The organism is Parvularcula lutaonensis, assembly GCF_014651915.1.
GTDB classification, from domain to species: Bacteria; Pseudomonadota; Alphaproteobacteria; order Caulobacterales; family Parvularculaceae; genus Parvularcula; species Parvularcula lutaonensis.
This window is the reverse complement of sequence record NZ_BMXU01000002.1, coordinates 494,590-508,991: the sequence shown is the minus strand read 5'-3', so window position 1 is coordinate 508,991 and position 14,402 is coordinate 494,590. Positions and strand designations below refer to the sequence as shown.

Annotated in this window: 15 protein-coding genes; 6 read left to right on the top strand and 9 right to left on the bottom strand. The window is 63.4% G+C overall.

Features of this window, described 5'->3' with window-relative positions; genetic code table 11:
- Positions 1–120: 120 nt before the first annotated feature.
- From IE053_RS10810 to IE053_RS10800, 3 genes are read right to left on the bottom strand one after another with little or no spacing between them, the layout of a single operon-like run.
- Positions 121–1,113, bottom strand: a complete 993-nt coding sequence (locus IE053_RS10810) for a hypothetical protein (protein ID WP_189575839.1) — start codon at positions 1,111–1,113, stop codon at positions 121–123.
- On the bottom strand, positions 1,110–1,505 hold the full coding sequence (locus IE053_RS10805; RefSeq protein WP_189575837.1) for a phage holin family protein: 396 nt from the start codon (positions 1,503–1,505) through the stop codon (positions 1,110–1,112). The genes IE053_RS10810 and IE053_RS10805 overlap by 4 nt, the downstream gene beginning before the upstream one ends.
- 11 nt (positions 1,506–1,516) lie before the next feature.
- Positions 1,517–1,996 carry a hypothetical protein gene (locus tag IE053_RS10800; protein WP_189575835.1) on the bottom strand — a complete coding sequence of 160 codons (480 nt, stop codon included), beginning with the start codon at positions 1,994–1,996 and terminating at the stop codon, positions 1,517–1,519.
- A 158-nt stretch (positions 1,997–2,154) separates the two neighbouring features.
- Here IE053_RS10800 and IE053_RS10795 point away from each other — a divergent pair, with 158 nt between their 5' ends.
- Both IE053_RS10795 and rarD read left to right on the top strand, forming a co-directional pair.
- Positions 2,155–2,577 carry a DUF6463 family protein gene (locus IE053_RS10795; protein ID WP_189575833.1) on the top strand — a complete coding sequence of 141 codons (423 nt, stop codon included), beginning with the start codon at positions 2,155–2,157 and terminating at the stop codon, positions 2,575–2,577.
- A 97-nt stretch (positions 2,578–2,674) separates the two neighbouring features.
- Positions 2,675–3,589 (top strand): EamA family transporter RarD, encoded by a 915-nt coding sequence (gene rarD / locus IE053_RS10790; RefSeq protein ID WP_189575831.1) that lies wholly within the window; start codon positions 2,675–2,677, stop codon positions 3,587–3,589.
- Positions 3,590–3,746: 157 nt separating this feature from the next.
- Here the strand turns inward: rarD and IE053_RS14480 are convergent, their stop codons facing one another.
- Entirely contained in the window at positions 3,747–4,070 is a 324-nt protein-coding gene (locus tag IE053_RS14480; protein ID WP_229786180.1) for a hypothetical protein, read from the bottom strand.
- Positions 4,071–4,116: 46 nt separating this feature from the next.
- Here IE053_RS14480 and IE053_RS10785 point away from each other — a divergent pair, with 46 nt between their 5' ends.
- The 3 genes from IE053_RS10785 (at position 4,117) to rpoH (ending at position 8,272) form a co-directional block, all read left to right on the top strand.
- Positions 4,117–5,124: an RluA family pseudouridine synthase gene (locus IE053_RS10785; protein ID WP_229786179.1), complete on the top strand. Its 1,008-nt coding sequence runs from the start codon at positions 4,117–4,119 to the stop codon at positions 5,122–5,124.
- A gap of 177 nt (positions 5,125–5,301) precedes the next feature.
- Positions 5,302–7,050 carry a zinc metalloprotease gene (locus IE053_RS10780; protein WP_189575827.1) on the top strand — a complete coding sequence of 583 codons (1,749 nt, stop codon included), beginning with the start codon at positions 5,302–5,304 and terminating at the stop codon, positions 7,048–7,050.
- Positions 7,051–7,354: 304 nt separating this feature from the next.
- Positions 7,355–8,272, top strand: a complete 918-nt coding sequence (gene rpoH, locus IE053_RS10775) for an RNA polymerase sigma factor RpoH (protein ID WP_189575825.1) — start codon at positions 7,355–7,357, stop codon at positions 8,270–8,272.
- A 478-nt stretch (positions 8,273–8,750) separates the two neighbouring features.
- On the opposite strand, the gene IE053_RS10770 is transcribed toward rpoH, so the two are convergent.
- From IE053_RS10770 to IE053_RS10755, 4 genes are all read right to left on the bottom strand, one after another.
- Complete coding sequence (locus IE053_RS10770; protein ID WP_189575823.1) at positions 8,751–9,374, bottom strand: TPM domain-containing protein; 624 nt, start codon at positions 9,372–9,374, stop codon at positions 8,751–8,753.
- Entirely contained in the window at positions 9,368–10,192 is an 825-nt protein-coding gene (locus IE053_RS10765; RefSeq protein WP_229786178.1) for a TPM domain-containing protein, read from the bottom strand. The genes IE053_RS10770 and IE053_RS10765 overlap by 7 nt, the downstream gene beginning before the upstream one ends.
- A 5-nt stretch (positions 10,193–10,197) precedes the next feature.
- A complete protein-coding gene (locus tag IE053_RS10760) occupies positions 10,198–10,770 on the bottom strand; it encodes a LemA family protein (RefSeq protein WP_189576945.1) in 573 nt (190 codons plus the stop codon).
- Positions 10,771–10,860: 90 nt separating this feature from the next.
- Complete coding sequence (locus IE053_RS10755) at positions 10,861–12,444, bottom strand: CRTAC1 family protein (protein ID WP_189575821.1); 1,584 nt, start codon at positions 12,442–12,444, stop codon at positions 10,861–10,863.
- A gap of 334 nt (positions 12,445–12,778) precedes the next feature.
- Here IE053_RS10755 and amtB point away from each other — a divergent pair, with 334 nt between their 5' ends.
- Positions 12,779–14,149, top strand: coding sequence for an ammonium transporter AmtB (amtB, locus tag IE053_RS10750; RefSeq protein WP_189575820.1), 1,371 nt, complete (start codon positions 12,779–12,781; stop codon positions 14,147–14,149).
- On the opposite strand, the gene IE053_RS10745 is transcribed toward amtB, so the two are convergent.
- Positions 14,146–14,352, bottom strand: a complete 207-nt coding sequence (locus IE053_RS10745) for a hypothetical protein (protein ID WP_189575818.1) — start codon at positions 14,350–14,352, stop codon at positions 14,146–14,148. The two genes, amtB and IE053_RS10745, sit on opposite strands and share 4 nt — an antisense overlap.
- Positions 14,353–14,402: the final 50 nt, after the last annotated feature.

The following is a 14,402-nucleotide window of genomic DNA, read 5'->3' as shown; positions in this document are numbered from 1 at the left end:
ATGCAGAGGGTTACCTAAAGTTTGCTCATGCGCAGGATGAGCTGTCATTTCTCGATCCGAGACACGAAAGCCCCGGAGCGCAAGCGCTCCGGGGCTCTTTTCGTTTGCTGGAACAGGCGATTAGTGCGTGACCCGGTCCTGGACTTCGCTCTCGGCCTGCTCGATTCGTTCGTTCATGTTGGAGAGCGCTGTGTTCGCGGCCGACATCAGCGCGTCGGCGAGCGGTTCGGTAGCCTTCTTCTCGCGCTCGGTTGTGGGAAGGAGCGAGCCGAGAATGAGGCCGAGGCCGACCCCGAGGCCGACACCGACCGCCGGGTTCTCCTCGTGGGCTTGCTTGATTTGCGTGATCTTGACCTTGCCTTGCTCCTTGAGCCGGCGGGCCTGCTCGGCGGCGTGCTGGCTCAGCGAAGCGACATGGTCGCGAAGGGCCTGCGCCCGTTCGGAGACCGATCTCCTGGTCCCCGACGCAACGCTCGACATCGACGAGGTGGCCCCCTTCGCAGCTTCCTTCACGCTGGACGCCGCCGACTTCAGGCCGTCCTTGGTCGCGCTTGCAGCACCGGAGACGTTGTGTCTGACCGAACGCGCGGTGTCTTTGACCCGAGCGCCTGCATCGGAAAGGCTCTGGCTGGCCTGGCCATAGCGATGACCCATCCGTTCGGACAGCGACTGCATGGCTGCATCGACGCGGTCCATGAAGCTGTCGTCGTCCTCGCCATCCATGCGCTCGATTTCGAGACGGCGGCCATACTCGTCATAGGTGCGGCGCGCGTAAGCGTCGTCGCTTTCGTTCTGACGCTGGCGCAGGCGTCGATGGGCGCTGCCAATGTCTTCGGCGAGGAGGTAATCGTCCTCCGGTGCCTGCGGCTCCCGCCGCCGTTCCCACAAGCGCCCGGCGATCATCGCAGCCCCCGCCCCGATCATGGCATAGGGCAGGAGATCGTCGCTGGCGCGGGTGGCGCGCCGGAAGCTGTGCGTATCCATACCGAAGAAGTTGGCGACCGAGCTGACGAGACTGTTCGACGACAGACGGTCCTTCAGTTCGGCCAGGTCGCTAGCGAGGGCCTGGCGCTTGGCTTCGGCGATGTTCTCTTTTTGGTCGTATTCGGTCATTGGGTCAGATTCTCCCTGATCGTCTCACGGTCGCGGCGAAGCTGCGACTTCGTGTGGGCCAACGTCTCGCCGTGGCCACCGATCTTGGAGCGGCCGTAGAAATAGACCGCGAGGGCGATCACGGTGAAGACGAGAGCAGTAATGAGATGGGCGGCAACGGGTCCGAAATCCGGAAGCAACGCGGCGCTCAGCGCCAGGCCGGCGAAGATCAGGACCGGGATCGAAAGAACGCCGGCGAGAAGCGTCAGGATGCCGCCCGTGAGCGTTTCCTTGCCGCGATCGATCACCTCGTCGCGGGCCATGCGCGCCTCGACCGAGACAAGCTCGGCGGCGTTCTGGGCGATGCTCGCCAGGATATCGACAAAATCCCTGCGTGGTGCGGTGGAAGACATCGATCCCTCCGTTACTCGGCGTTGTAGGTTGTGTACGCGGTGCGGTCCTCGCCATCGGACGCAGCGGTCTGCGGCGTTGCCTTCAGGGCGCGCGACAGGGCGAGACCGAGCAGGACGCCGCCTGCAATCGAGGCGACCGGCCGTTTGCGGGCCTGGTCGGCAAGACTCGACAGCATCGTTTCGCCGTCACGACGCTCGACTTCGCTCGCCAGCTTCTTGAGCTGCTCCGCCGCCTTCTCCGTGATGCGGGTGAGGTCCGAGCGGTCGAGTTCGTCAGTCCCCTTCTCGAGACCTGCAGCGACGTTCTTGATCGTGGTCGAAAGCTGGCTTTTATGCTCGTCGATCTTTGCCGCGGTCGCGGTCGAGGCCAGCGATTTCGCCCGGCGGGCGGTTTGCTTGGCTTGGGCCCTGACGTTCTCTTCCTTGATCTTCCAATCCGGTTCCTGGCCAACGTTCGCGCCGGTTCCAGTGCCTTGATCCAGATTAGCCATGCGGATCTCCCAAATCTGCTTCGAAAGGCAGACAAATCCCGGCCCTCAATGGTTGCAGGCTATCGCAGCTGTGAACGCATGGAGTGCGTTCCGATCACGCCCTCGCGAGGAAGAGGCCGAGCGATGCACCGGCCCCGCGATCGCGCTAGGTTGATCCGATGAGTTCCCATCCGGCCCCTTCGCTCAAAGACCGCTTCGACCGCCAGCGGATGCTGAAACTCGCAGGTCCCGTCCTCATGGCCGAGGCTGTGGGCCATGCCGCACTCGGCTACCTGATCCACCAGGAAGACTTCGCCGCGCTGTCCGGTGGCGAAGACCTCAACCCTGCGGTCTTCTGGTTCACCTTGTTCAGCGCGATGCTCCTGGTCATCGGCTGGCTCGTCACCGCCAGCCACCTGAAGACCGGCAGCGTTCCGGGGCGCAGGGTTGCGGGCGCTCTGCTGATTGCCATCCCGGTCGCCGCGGGCGTGGCCAGGGCCCTGACGCCGCTCTGGATGCTGATCGTTCCCGGTGTCATGCTGCTCTTCGGCCGCTCGACGCCCAAACTGACCGACGAGAAAAGCGGACGGAAGCTCCGCTAGCGGACGAGAACAAGCGGGCGGGGACGCCCGTCCGGCGAAAGACAGTCCTGCACGAATACCGGCTGTTCATCGCGCCGCGCGCTGCTAGCTGCGCCCCATGAGCGCCACCGTCCCCCAGAACGAGACCCGCCTCGGTGTCTCCGCGGCTATTGCCGCCTATACCATGTGGGGACTCCTCCCCCTTTTCCTGATCGCCCTCAGGGATGTCGGCGCTGACCAGGTCCTCGTGCACAGGATCATCTGGTCCGTGCCCTTCGGCGCGCTCATCATCATCGGGCGGAAGCAATGGCCGGATGTGAAGCAGGCGCTGCGCGATCCGAAGGTCATGATAGCCCTGTTTGCCAGCTCGGCGATCATCGCGCTCAATTGGCTGATCTACATCGCTGCCGTGCAGAGCCAGCATATCTTCGAGGCATCGCTCGGCTATTACATCAACCCGCTGATCTACGTGCTCGTGGGCGTCCTTTTCCTGGGAGAAAAGCTCGGCCGGCCGCAGCAGGTCGCCGTGGCCCTCGCAGTGATCGGTGTCAGCATCCTCACCGTCTATGGCGGCAAGTTCCCGACAATCTCACTCGTTCTCGCTGTCAGCTTTACGGGGTATGGGTATATCCGGAAGCTCGCTCCCGTTGGGGCGATGCCGGGGCTCTTCATCGAGACCCTGATCCTTGCGCCTTTCGCGCTCGGCTATCTCCTGTTCTTCGTTCCCGAGGCCGAGCAGGCATTCGGCACGGCACCCGCGCTCACCGCCCTCCTTTTGGCGGCAGGGCCGATCACCGTCCTGCCGCTCCTTTGCTTCGCGCTCGGCGCAAGACGGCTGCAATTGTCGACATTAGGGTTCTTGCAGTTCATCGGCCCGACCCTGCAGTTCCTCATCGGCCTGATCGACGGCGAACCGTTCACACGGGCGCACCAGCTCTGCTTCGCCTTTATCTGGATCGCGGCAGGCATCTTTGCCTGGGACGCGATCAGGCGCTCTCGGGCACCACAACCAAAGCCGGCGCTACAGTCCTGAGAATACTGGGAGGGGGTAAGAGTCGGCGGGGTACCTTGAGGGGGAACGAGGGGAGCGGCACCCCGCCTGAGGCCGCCTTGGCGACCCTCGTTCCATCAAATGGCAGACTTTCCGCGAGAAAAAAGCCCGGAAATTCAATTGGTCGGTTACGCTTCGTTTAGCGACGCGAAACCGGAATCTCCCTTCTCTCTCCGGTTGCAAGGTCTAGGATCAACACTCTTTGCGCGCCCCCTGGCCCTTCGATCATGAAAAGTGCCTGTCCCTCCAGAGCACTAGTGGATGTGATTTTCTCACCCACCTGAAGTTCGATCGCGGCGATGGGCTGGTCCACCGGCACAGGCGCCGTCCCGGTGTTACGTGTCACGAGCAATGTGATGAGGACTGCCGTGCCTCCGACCAGCAAAAGGCCCAATCCGAGGGCAAAACCCTTGGCCACGGCATGGCTGGGAACGGGAGGGGCGGAATCAGGGGTGTTCGTCATGCGACGGGGTTTGACAGAAGCCGCAGAGATTTGCACGGGGCGAGCCGTGAACGATCCCATCCATATCACCGTCACCGAAAGTCCGGGCGAGCGCATCGACCGGTGGCTCGCCGGACAAACCGGCCATTCCCGCACCCAGGTCAAGGCACTCATCAAGGAAGGTGCCCTGACCATTGGCGGCGAGGTCATGACGGACCCGACCCACAAGGTGCAGGAAGGCGAGGAAATCGCCCTCGTGCCGCCGCCGGTAAAGGAAGCCGCGCCCGAAGCCCAGGACATCCCCCTCAATGTCCTTTTCGAAGACGAGCATCTCATCGTCATCGACAAGCCCGCGGGGCTGGTCGTCCACCCCGCTGCAGGAAACTGGGACGGAACCTTGGTCAACGCTCTCCTGCATCACTGCCGCGGCTCCCTCTCGGGCATCGGCGGGGTCGCCCGGCCCGGCATCGTGCACCGTCTCGACAAGGATACCTCGGGCGTCATGGTCGTCGCCAAGCATGACGATGCCCATCGGGGGCTCCGGCGTCTTTTCTCGATCCACGACATCGAACGGAAGTATCTCGCGCTCTGCCACGCCGATCCGCGGCCCGCTTCGGGGACCATCGACATTCCGATTGCCCGCTCCACCAAGGACCGCCTCAAGCGCGAAGTCGACTGGAGCTTCGAGCGCCCCGACGCCCGTGAGGCCATCACCCACTACAGGCGTCTCGAGGCCTATGGCGAAGGTCGCGGCAAGGTCGCTGGCGAGCCCGTGGCGTCGCTCATCGAATGCACCCTCGAGACAGGCCGCACCCACCAGATTCGCGTCCATCTCAGCGCCACGGGCCACCCGCTGCTCGGAGACCGACTTTATGGCCGCGCGGGTCTTGCGGGCCTCGGCGGTGATGAGGAGCATGTTGTCGCAGCGCGCGAAGCGGTAAGAGCGTTCCGGCGGCAGGCCCTGCACGCAGCGACCCTCGGCTTCGAGCACCCGGTCACAGGCGAGTCCATGCGTTTCGAAACCCCGCCGCCAGAGGACTTCCGCGCCCTCCGCGACCTGCTCCGCGCGCTGTGACGGGCGGTTCCGTCACACGGAATAGGTGAAGAAGCGTGCTGAAATTCGCCCTTTAGAGCGTTTGGAACACTGATAATTTCCAGTCGGAACGTGATACTGTCACTTTCATTTTCCTAACGATCGTTCATGGTGAACCGATCACTCCTCTGGACGGGGGAGGGGAAGAGGAGATCCAACGTGAACAAGAAAATTCTAGCACTATCGGCCTCGCTGGCCGCAGGGGCAGCCGCATGGGGCGGCCTGGCCAGCGCATCCGACGCCGACGCGATTCGCGGGCTGACGGGGGAATCTGCGATCCAGGCCTTCCGCGCAGGAGACTTCGCCCTCGCCGACGACCACGAAATGTTCTGCGGCGTCAAGAAAGACCCGCGCCAGAAGGCCGTCGATCGTGTCATGGCGATCATCGAAGCCGAAAGCGGCATTTCGGTGAACGACGCCAGTGACCCGAACTTCAGCGGCTACCGCAGCGACTTCTCCGAGGACGCCGTTCAGGCGCGGGTGAACAGCGACGTCACCATCCGCCGCAGGACAGCCGATCCGGTCATTTTCCTCGATTTCGACCGCGACGCTGGCCAGCTGCCGACCTTCGAAGTCGATCTTCTCGATGTCGACGGCTCGCTCGTCACCACCTTCGTGCTGCCCGACTACGTCTACATGGCCGATGACCGGGCGTTCATTCTCGACCGTGTGCGCGCCGACCTTGAGCCCTACGGCTTCATCGTCACCGATGTCGAGCCGGCTTCCGGTCCATATACGGAGATTGACTTCGCCAATAACGACCGCGTTCCCGGCCAAGGCACCAACGTTACCCTGACCTTCACGCCGTCGGGCGCCGTCAGCTTCTCGATCCTGTTCGGCCGCGCCGACGAGATCGACTTCGGTAACGACAACTACGATTCAGGCGCCTTCACGGATGCGAGCCTCTGGACCGTGGTCAGCGAGCTTTTCACCGTTGGCACCTTCGAGGCCTTCTCGGGCATCGTTCCGGCAGACTCGGATGGCGATGGCGAAGTTGACTTCGCTGCGCTCCAATTCGCTGTCCGCAACCAGTCGGCCAACACCGGCGCGCACGAGATCGGTCATACCCTCGGCCTGCGGCACCACGACTCGATCGGCCCGATCGACCAGGGCCTGCCGACCACCGGCCGTCCGGCTCCCGGTGCATTCCTCCCGGCCTATACCGGCCCGATCGAGGCCACCGAGACGCCGTTCAACCTGATGGCCTCCGGCGCTTCCGTGGGTCTTCCCCTGCAGAACGCCACCACGGTCGACCGTTCGTTCTCGCAGCGCTCGAACCTCAAGCTGCAGCTCGCCCAGACCCGCGCCAAGCTGGTCAGTGAAGCCCAGCTCATCAACGAGCTCGCGGACCCGAACGAGATCCCCCGTTTCTTCGAGCCGAAGCGCTCGATCCTGCGTCCGCTGACGATGCGCCCCGGCAAGCCCGATCGCTATCTCGACAGCTACTGGTTCCAGGGCACGATCGACGGGCCGCAGGGCTTCGACACCTACGCCTTCAAGGGCAAGGCTGGCCAGACGATCACCGCCGAGATCATCTCCCAGAGCGATTCGAACATCTTCGACTTCGCGCTGACGCGTCTCGACCTTCTGCGCGTCGACCCGCTCGCAGGCTTCGTGCCGGTGGCGACGAACATCAACACGTTCGAACCCTTCGACCCGCTGCTGTTCGACTTCACCTTCCAGGAAACCGGGAACTACGTCCTCGTCGTGACCGCGCCCGATGAGTTCTACTTCGACATCGACGGCGACGGTGTCGTGCCCGACAGCCTCGTGGCCGTCGGTGCCGAGAGCCTCCTCGAGGGTGACTATGACCTCCTGATGTACTTCGCGCCGAGCCCGCGCCGCTTCCAGACGGTCATGCCCATGGCCGCAGCCGTGCAGCTCTTCATCGGCGACGAGAGCAGTTAACACGCAGAGGCGGAGGGGCAGCCCGCCCCCCGACCTGTCAGCGAAACCAGCCGCCGCGGAGCTATCCGCGGCGGTTTTTCTTTGCCCCGCGAGCAGGTTGGAGGCCCGGACCGCACCTGCCCAAGCCACCTCGAGGGCCACGATGGATCCTGAGATTGCAAATCCGAAACCTCAGGGGTTCCCTTCGCGGCAATGTGTCACCATATCGAGTGGGACGCCGAATAACTCGCCGTGTTGACCAGGCATGGTGATGACGACGACACAGGAACGAACCTCCCGAGAACAGAAACCCGCGGAACGACCTATGGCCGGTAATGCCCTGACGACGACGAGTGGACTGCCGCTGACCCCCGAAGGCGGCCTCAGCCGCTATCTTGCCGAGATCCGTAAGTTCCCGATGCTCGAGAAGGACGAGGAGTACATGCTCGCCAAGCGCTTCCTCGAGCATGACGACCCTGAGGCCGCGAAACGGCTCATCACCTCGCACCTTCGCCTCGTGGCGAAGATCGCCATGGGCTATCGCGGCTATGGCCTGCCCACGGGCGAGGTCATCTCCGAAGGCAATGTCGGGCTGATGCAGGCCGTGAAGAAGTTCGACCCGGAGAAGGGCTTCCGCCTCTCGACCTACGCGATGTGGTGGATTCGCGCCGCGATCCAGGAATATATCCTGCGCTCGTGGAGTCTCGTGAAGATCGGCACCACCGCTGCCCAGAAGAAGCTTTTCTTCAACCTGCGCAAGATCAAGGGCCAGATCGACGCCGTCGACGAAGGCGACCTCAAGCCCGAGGAAGTCGAGCATATCGCGACCAAGCTCGGCGTGTCCGAGGATGACGTGATCTCGATGAACCGGCGGATGGCCGGCGGAGACAACTCTCTCAACGCGCCGATGCGCGGCGACGGCGAGGGCACGGCAGAGTGGCAGGACTGGCTGGTCGATGAAGACGCGGTCAATCCCGAAGCCCAGCTCGCCAATGACGACGAGTTCGAGACCCGCATGGAGCTTCTGCAACAGGCAATGGGTGAGCTCAACGAGCGCGAACGGCACATCCTCACGGAACGTCGGCTCACGGAGGAACCGAAAACGCTGGAGGAACTCTCCGGCGAGTACGGCGTGTCCCGCGAACGCATCCGACAGATCGAGGTCCGCGCCTTCGAGAAGCTGCAAAAGGCGATGAAAAGGCTCGACAAGGAAATGCGCGAGGACACTGTTCGCGCGGTGTAGGCGCCTACCCCCGATTGCTTTGGGAATGGCGCTCCCCCCAAGGCGCTTCCCACGGCCAGGCCGTGGTGAGCATCAGAAAAGAAATCCCCGCTCCCACCAGCCAGCGTATCCTGACCGTCCTCACCGCTAATCAGGACAGTCCGGGTTCGTCACGGTTTGGCGGCGGGGCGGTGTTCCTGCGCCCTAGGATGACAACCCTTTGGCGCTGGACGCGGGCTTGAAGTGCTCTGTGGGCCCCTCGCTTAAAGACCGGGAGCGGACGCTAAAGGCCCGCATACAAATTATACTGGAAGCGATCCCTAGCGTCCGCTCCGTTACCTGATTTTCTCAAAACCACACACGGGCGGATCTCAGTGCCGCTGTCATCCCGGGGCGCTCGAAGAGCGAGCCCGGAATCCAAACAGTACGCACCAGGGCGTTCACCGACGCAGGATCAACCCGGAATGCGCAGCGTCAAAGAGCCCGCCTGGCACGTTCCTCAGTGCACGATCACATTGGGTAACTCGTCCGCCTTGCCCTCTTCTGGCGGAAGGCGGGTCTCCAGCGCGTCGGCTATGAGGGAGACTGCATCTTCGAGGCCCTCGACCACCGCACCCTCGCGGAGGCGTGCAGCGAGCCTGCCGATGATCTCCTCCCAGTCGGCCCTGTCGATGCTGTCGATCACCGCCTGCGCCGCGTCGTCGGCCAGGACCTCGATGCGGTGCTCGCGCATGGCCACCATCAGGAGGACAGCCGCGCGTTTGCTCGTCCGGCGCAGGCCATGGGCGTAGAACTCCGCCTCCGCCACCGCCCGCACGTCCCGCGCCACCCGCTCACGGCCAACAAGGAAACGACCTGCAGAAACCATCGGCAAGAGGATTGCGAGAATCGCAAAAAGAGCCAGCTGTGCCACCCAGATGACGAAGGCTGGAATCGCCGTGAACGGGAGGAGTGCGGCTGGCAGCGCCAGCGAGGCGATCGCCGCGGCCATTACCTCCACCGCGGCATAGTCGGTGGCACCGCGTTTCACCATCACCACGATCTCGGCGCTGGTTCGTGCTTCGGCAGCAGCGACCGCCTTTTCAAGGCGTTCGCGCTCTTCTTCAGTGAACAGATCTACCATGATCCCGAAGCTCCTCCTCCGCCAAAGCTGCCGCCGCCACCCGAAAAACCGCCGAACCCTCCGCCGCTTCCGCCAAAGGAGCCGCCGCTGCCCCAGCCGCCGCCGCGACGCGATCCCTTCATCATTTCCGAAGCAATGATCCACGCCAGTGCATCATTGCCGTCATCCCAGCGCCGCCTGCGCCGGTCGCTATCATAGAGAACCCCCCTCCGGCTGCGGAAGATCGAGGGAAGGATAAAGATGACAATGAAAATGATAAGCGGCCAGGGTATGCCGCCTTCCCCTTCCGCGACCGGTCGGGAACCGGCGCGTTGGCGACGCTGCAGCCATTCTGCTTCCTCGCCCTCAAGGACCGCCAGCATCCCCTCGACACCCGTCATGACCCCGCGGTCGAAGTCTCCTTCGCGGAACGCCGGCAGGATACCTCGCCGGATGATCGTCGATGTCAGGGCATCCGTCAGCGTACCCTCGAGGCCGTACCCGACCTCGATGCGCACCTGCCGGTCGTTGGGAGCGACGATGAGGATCGCACCATTGTCGAGGCTCCTGCCGTCGGTGCCCTTGTCTACGCCGATACCCCACGCCCGGCCAAGGGCAACGCCGAACTCCTCGATCGCCTGGCCGCCGAGATCGGGAACGGTCACGACCACGATCTGGTCGGAGGATTTCTCCTCCCACTCGGCCAGCATGCGGGTCAGCTCGGCTTCCGTCTGTGGCGAGAGGATGTCGGCTTCATCCACCACCCGGCCGGTAAGCTCAGGAAACTCCTGCGCCCACGCCACGCCGAACATCAGGACAAGGAGGAGAAAAGCCCGCAAGACGATCAGCCGTCCCGCCCGAAATCGACCTCGGGAGCGCTTTGCGCCTCGGGCGCGGCTTCGAAGGTCGCCGCGGGTTCGTAGGAGCCGTTGAAGATCGCCGCCACCCAACGATCGGGAATGACCATGAACTCACGATTGTAGTCGCGGACGGCTTCGATATAGTCCCGTCGGGCCACGGCTATACGGTTCTCCGTCCCCTCGAGCTGGGACTGGAGCGCGAGGAAATTCTCGTTCGAGCGAAGTTCGGGATAGCGCTCGACCGTCACCATCAGCCGGGACAGGGCGCCGGAGAGCTGTTGCTGCGCAGCTTCGAACTGGGCGAGCTTGTCCGGGTCCGTAAGATCATCGGCGGTGATCTCGATCGACGTGGCCTTGGCCCGCGCCTCGATCACGTCGGTAAGGACCTCGCGCTCCTGCTGGGCAAAGCCTTCGACGGTCCGCACGAGATTGGGGATCAGGTCGGCCCGGCGCTGGTACTGGTTCTGCACCTCGGACCAGGCCGCATCGAGATTGTTCTTTTTCTCCGGCACGTCGTTGATGCCGCACGAGGCCAGCATCACCGCCGCCAAGATCATCGCGAAATAGCGCACGCTTCATCCCTCCCGGAAAACTGAGCCAGTCGGATATAAGGACAGTTCCCGCCCTTCGCGAGTTCCGGTCGCAGTTCAGAGCGAAGGATGCCTGATCGTCAGGGTGCTGTTCGCCGCGGGATTCGCGATGATCGAGGTCAGCCCGTCGGGCCAGATGACCTCAACCCCGCTGACGGTATCGGCATCACCCAGGCCAAAAAGCTGCTCGGTGGAGCCGTGCGCCGTAAAGCCCGAGTTGATCGTGACGAGACCGTACTGCGTCGCTCCCCCTGCGGAAACAGCGACCCTCGCGCCGATGCCTTGCGTGTTCGGTGGCAGGCCTTCGAGGCGGACCTTCAAAAAGTTATGATCTGTCTGCTGATTGACCCAAAGATATTGCTGTTGTTGCTGGTCATAGGTCAGGAGGAGAGCATCGACCGCCCCGTCGCCGGTGAAGTCATCGCAGACCACAGCCCGCCCCTGCTTCCGGTCGAGCATGTTCGAGGCACCGGCCAGGTCTGAGAAGCCCCGCCCCCCACTGTTCATCCAGAGGTGAGAAGGATCGGTCTGGTAGTCCGACGCACCCGGAGGGTCATTGGCGAACCAGCCATTGGTCTGGTAGATATCCGTGTACCCATCGGCATTGAAGTCGGCGAAGCAGGATCCCCAGCCCCAGCCTCCGCTCTCGATATCAAGGTAGACCGAGGAGGTCGCGAAGTCACCGTCTGTGTTCTCGTAGAGGCGGTTGCCGTTGATGGAGCTGACGAACCAGTCGAAGTCCCCATCGCGGTCATAGTCACCGACAGCCGAGCCCATGCCGTTGCTGTCATTGATGACAGCGCGGTCGGTCATCTTGGAGAATGTCCCGTCGCCATTGTTGCGGAAGACATTGGACGTGCCGAAGTCCGCCACCATGAGAAGCTCAGGGTACCGATCGCCATCGAGATCGACGAAGGACGGGGCAAAGGAGTAATCATGGTCTTCGCCCAGGACCCCGACGGTGCTGCCAAGGTCGAGGCCTGCCGAGATATTTGCAGGCGCACTGACGGCGGTGAACCTGATGCCTGAGCTATCGCTGTCATTGCGCCAAAGGGTCTCCGTCTCGCCAGGGAAGTCCTGGTCCCGGGGCGTGCCCCAGTGGGCAAGGGCAAGATCGAGATCGCCGTCGAGGTCATAATCGCCGAAGGCAGCGGAGATCGAGTTGACCGAGGTCATGAATTCCAGACCGGACCCTGCGGTCGCATCGGAAAATGCTCCGGACCCGTCATTCTCGAAGATCATGCTCGGCGCCCCGCCGAGACCGCCGAGGAAGAGGTCGAGATCCCCGTCCCCGTCCATGTCAGCGAGCGCGGGTCCCGAATGCGGGTGGTTCTCCGTTGCCGATTTGGTGAAGGCGATGCCCGCAGCTGCTGCGCTCTCGGTGAAGGAGCCACTGCCGTTATTGAGATAGAGACGGTTCGCATGCCCATCGCCGCCGACCACGACGAGATCAAGGTCATCATCGCCGTCGACATCGCCCGAAGCGGCACCGCCGGCATATTGCCGCTCCATCGGTCCCACTGCCGGGGTGTAGGCCGTTCGGTGCGTCAAGCCGCGGAGCACGGCCTCCTCGGCAAAATCGGCCGCTTCGGCCTGCTGGACCGGACCGCTCGGCCCTGCAGGGGGAGGTGCGGTCGTCACGGGTGGTGCGTTCTCGCTGTCGCTGCCTCCGCCGCCACTGCACGCATAAAGCGCGGCGGCGCCGATCACCGCCCACGCCGGTCTGGCTCTCGTGAACCCCATCATTCCGTCCCTGGTCTTTCGCGCCGCCGTGTCCGCAGGCTTCTTTGCCCGGAACGCTAATGCACGAGGCCTCGAGCACCAAGAACGTTAGGAATCTCCCTCGTTTTTCGCACCGCACAGCTATTGTCCGTTGCCATACGGCCTCACGCTGCATCTTTCTCGCTCTTGCCCCTTGTAAATTGACAGTTTTGCAACGCAACATCTCGCAAGTGCGAACAAGGGACATGATTCGATGCGCCGAACTCTCCTATGGCTGTCCGCTGGTGCAGCCCTCCTCTTCTCAACGGGCACCGCTGCCGCCCAGGAAGCGTCACAGGTCGCTCCCGAAACAGCTTTCGTCTTCAACACCTTCCTCTTTCTCATCGCGGGCATGGTGGTCATGTTCATGGCGGCAGGCTTCTGCATGCTGGAGGTCGGTCTCGTCCGGTCCAAGAATGCGGGCGTCATCTGCCTCAAGAACATCGCGCTCTATTCGATTGCCGGACTGATGTTCTGGTTCATCGGCTACAACCTCGCCTATCCGGGTGAGTTCAATGGGGTGCTCGGGTTCGCCGGCGCTTTCTGGAACCCCGCTGACGAGGCACCCCTGGACACAGGCTACGCGGCAAGCTCTGACTGGTATTTCCAGATGGTCTTCGTGGCGACGGCTGCGTCGATCGTCTCGGGCACGCTTGCCGAGCGCATCAAGCTTTGGCCTTTCCTGGCCTTCGTCGCGGTTCTCACAGGCGTGATCTACCCGATCCAGGCGTCGTGGGAGTGGGGTTCGGGCTGGCTAGACAATCTCGGCTTCTCCGACTTCGCAGGCTCGACGCTCGTTCACTCCGTGGGTGGCTGGGCTGCCCTGGCCGGGGTCCTGCTGCTGGGCCCGCGTACCGGCAAGTATGGCCCCAATGGTGAGGTCGTCGCGATGCCCGGCTCCAATCTGCCGCTCGCCACGCTCGGCACCTTCATCCTGTGGTTTGGCTGGTTCGGATTCAATGGCGGCTCGGTGCTGGCCCTTGGGAGCCTCGATGCAGCAACGCAAGTGGCCGATGTCTTCGTCAACACGAACATCGCGGCTGCCTCCGGTGTCCTCGGCGCCATGGTGGTCAGCCAGGTCCTGTTCAGTCGCCCGGTCCTGCCGTTCGCCCTCAACGGCGCCATTGGCGGGCTCGTGGCGATCACAGCCGAGCCGCTGACGCCGTCCCTGCCGCTTGCTGCGTTCATCGGTGTCCTCGGCGGCGTCACGGTGGTCTTCGGCACGCTGCTGCTGGACAAGCTGAAGATCGATGACGTGGTCGGCGCGATCCCCGCGCACCTGTTCGCAGGCGTGCTCGGGACGCTGGTCGTGCCACTGTCCAACCCCGAAGCCTCGTTCGGCGTCCAGCTTCTGGGTGTGGTCTCGATCGGTGCCTTCGTCTTCCTCGTCAGCCTCGCCGTCTGGGCAGCGCTGAAATACACGATCGGCATCCGGGCCTGCGACAAGAGCCAGGAAGACGGCCTGGACCGGGCCGAGATGGGAATCAGCGCCTATCCCGAGTTCAGCCTCAACGGCGCGGCGGATGTGACCGCCACCCATGTCTCGACGGGACCTGACACGGGGCTCGCTGGAGCGAGCGCCTAGACGCCCGGAGCGTCATCATCATGGCCGCTCGTATCGGAATAGAACGATGCGGCCATGAGCCCGGCGGCGAGAAGGATCGTCGCCAGAACACCGGCACCCAGTTTCAGGAGCACCGAAAGGCGCATGTCGAGAAACTGCGGATCCGCGAGAACCATGGCGAGGACCACGAGCACCACGAGGATGCCCACGGTCCACGCCATCATCCGAATGGCCTTCCGCTTGGCGTCGTTGCGTTTGTTATCATGGCGATCAT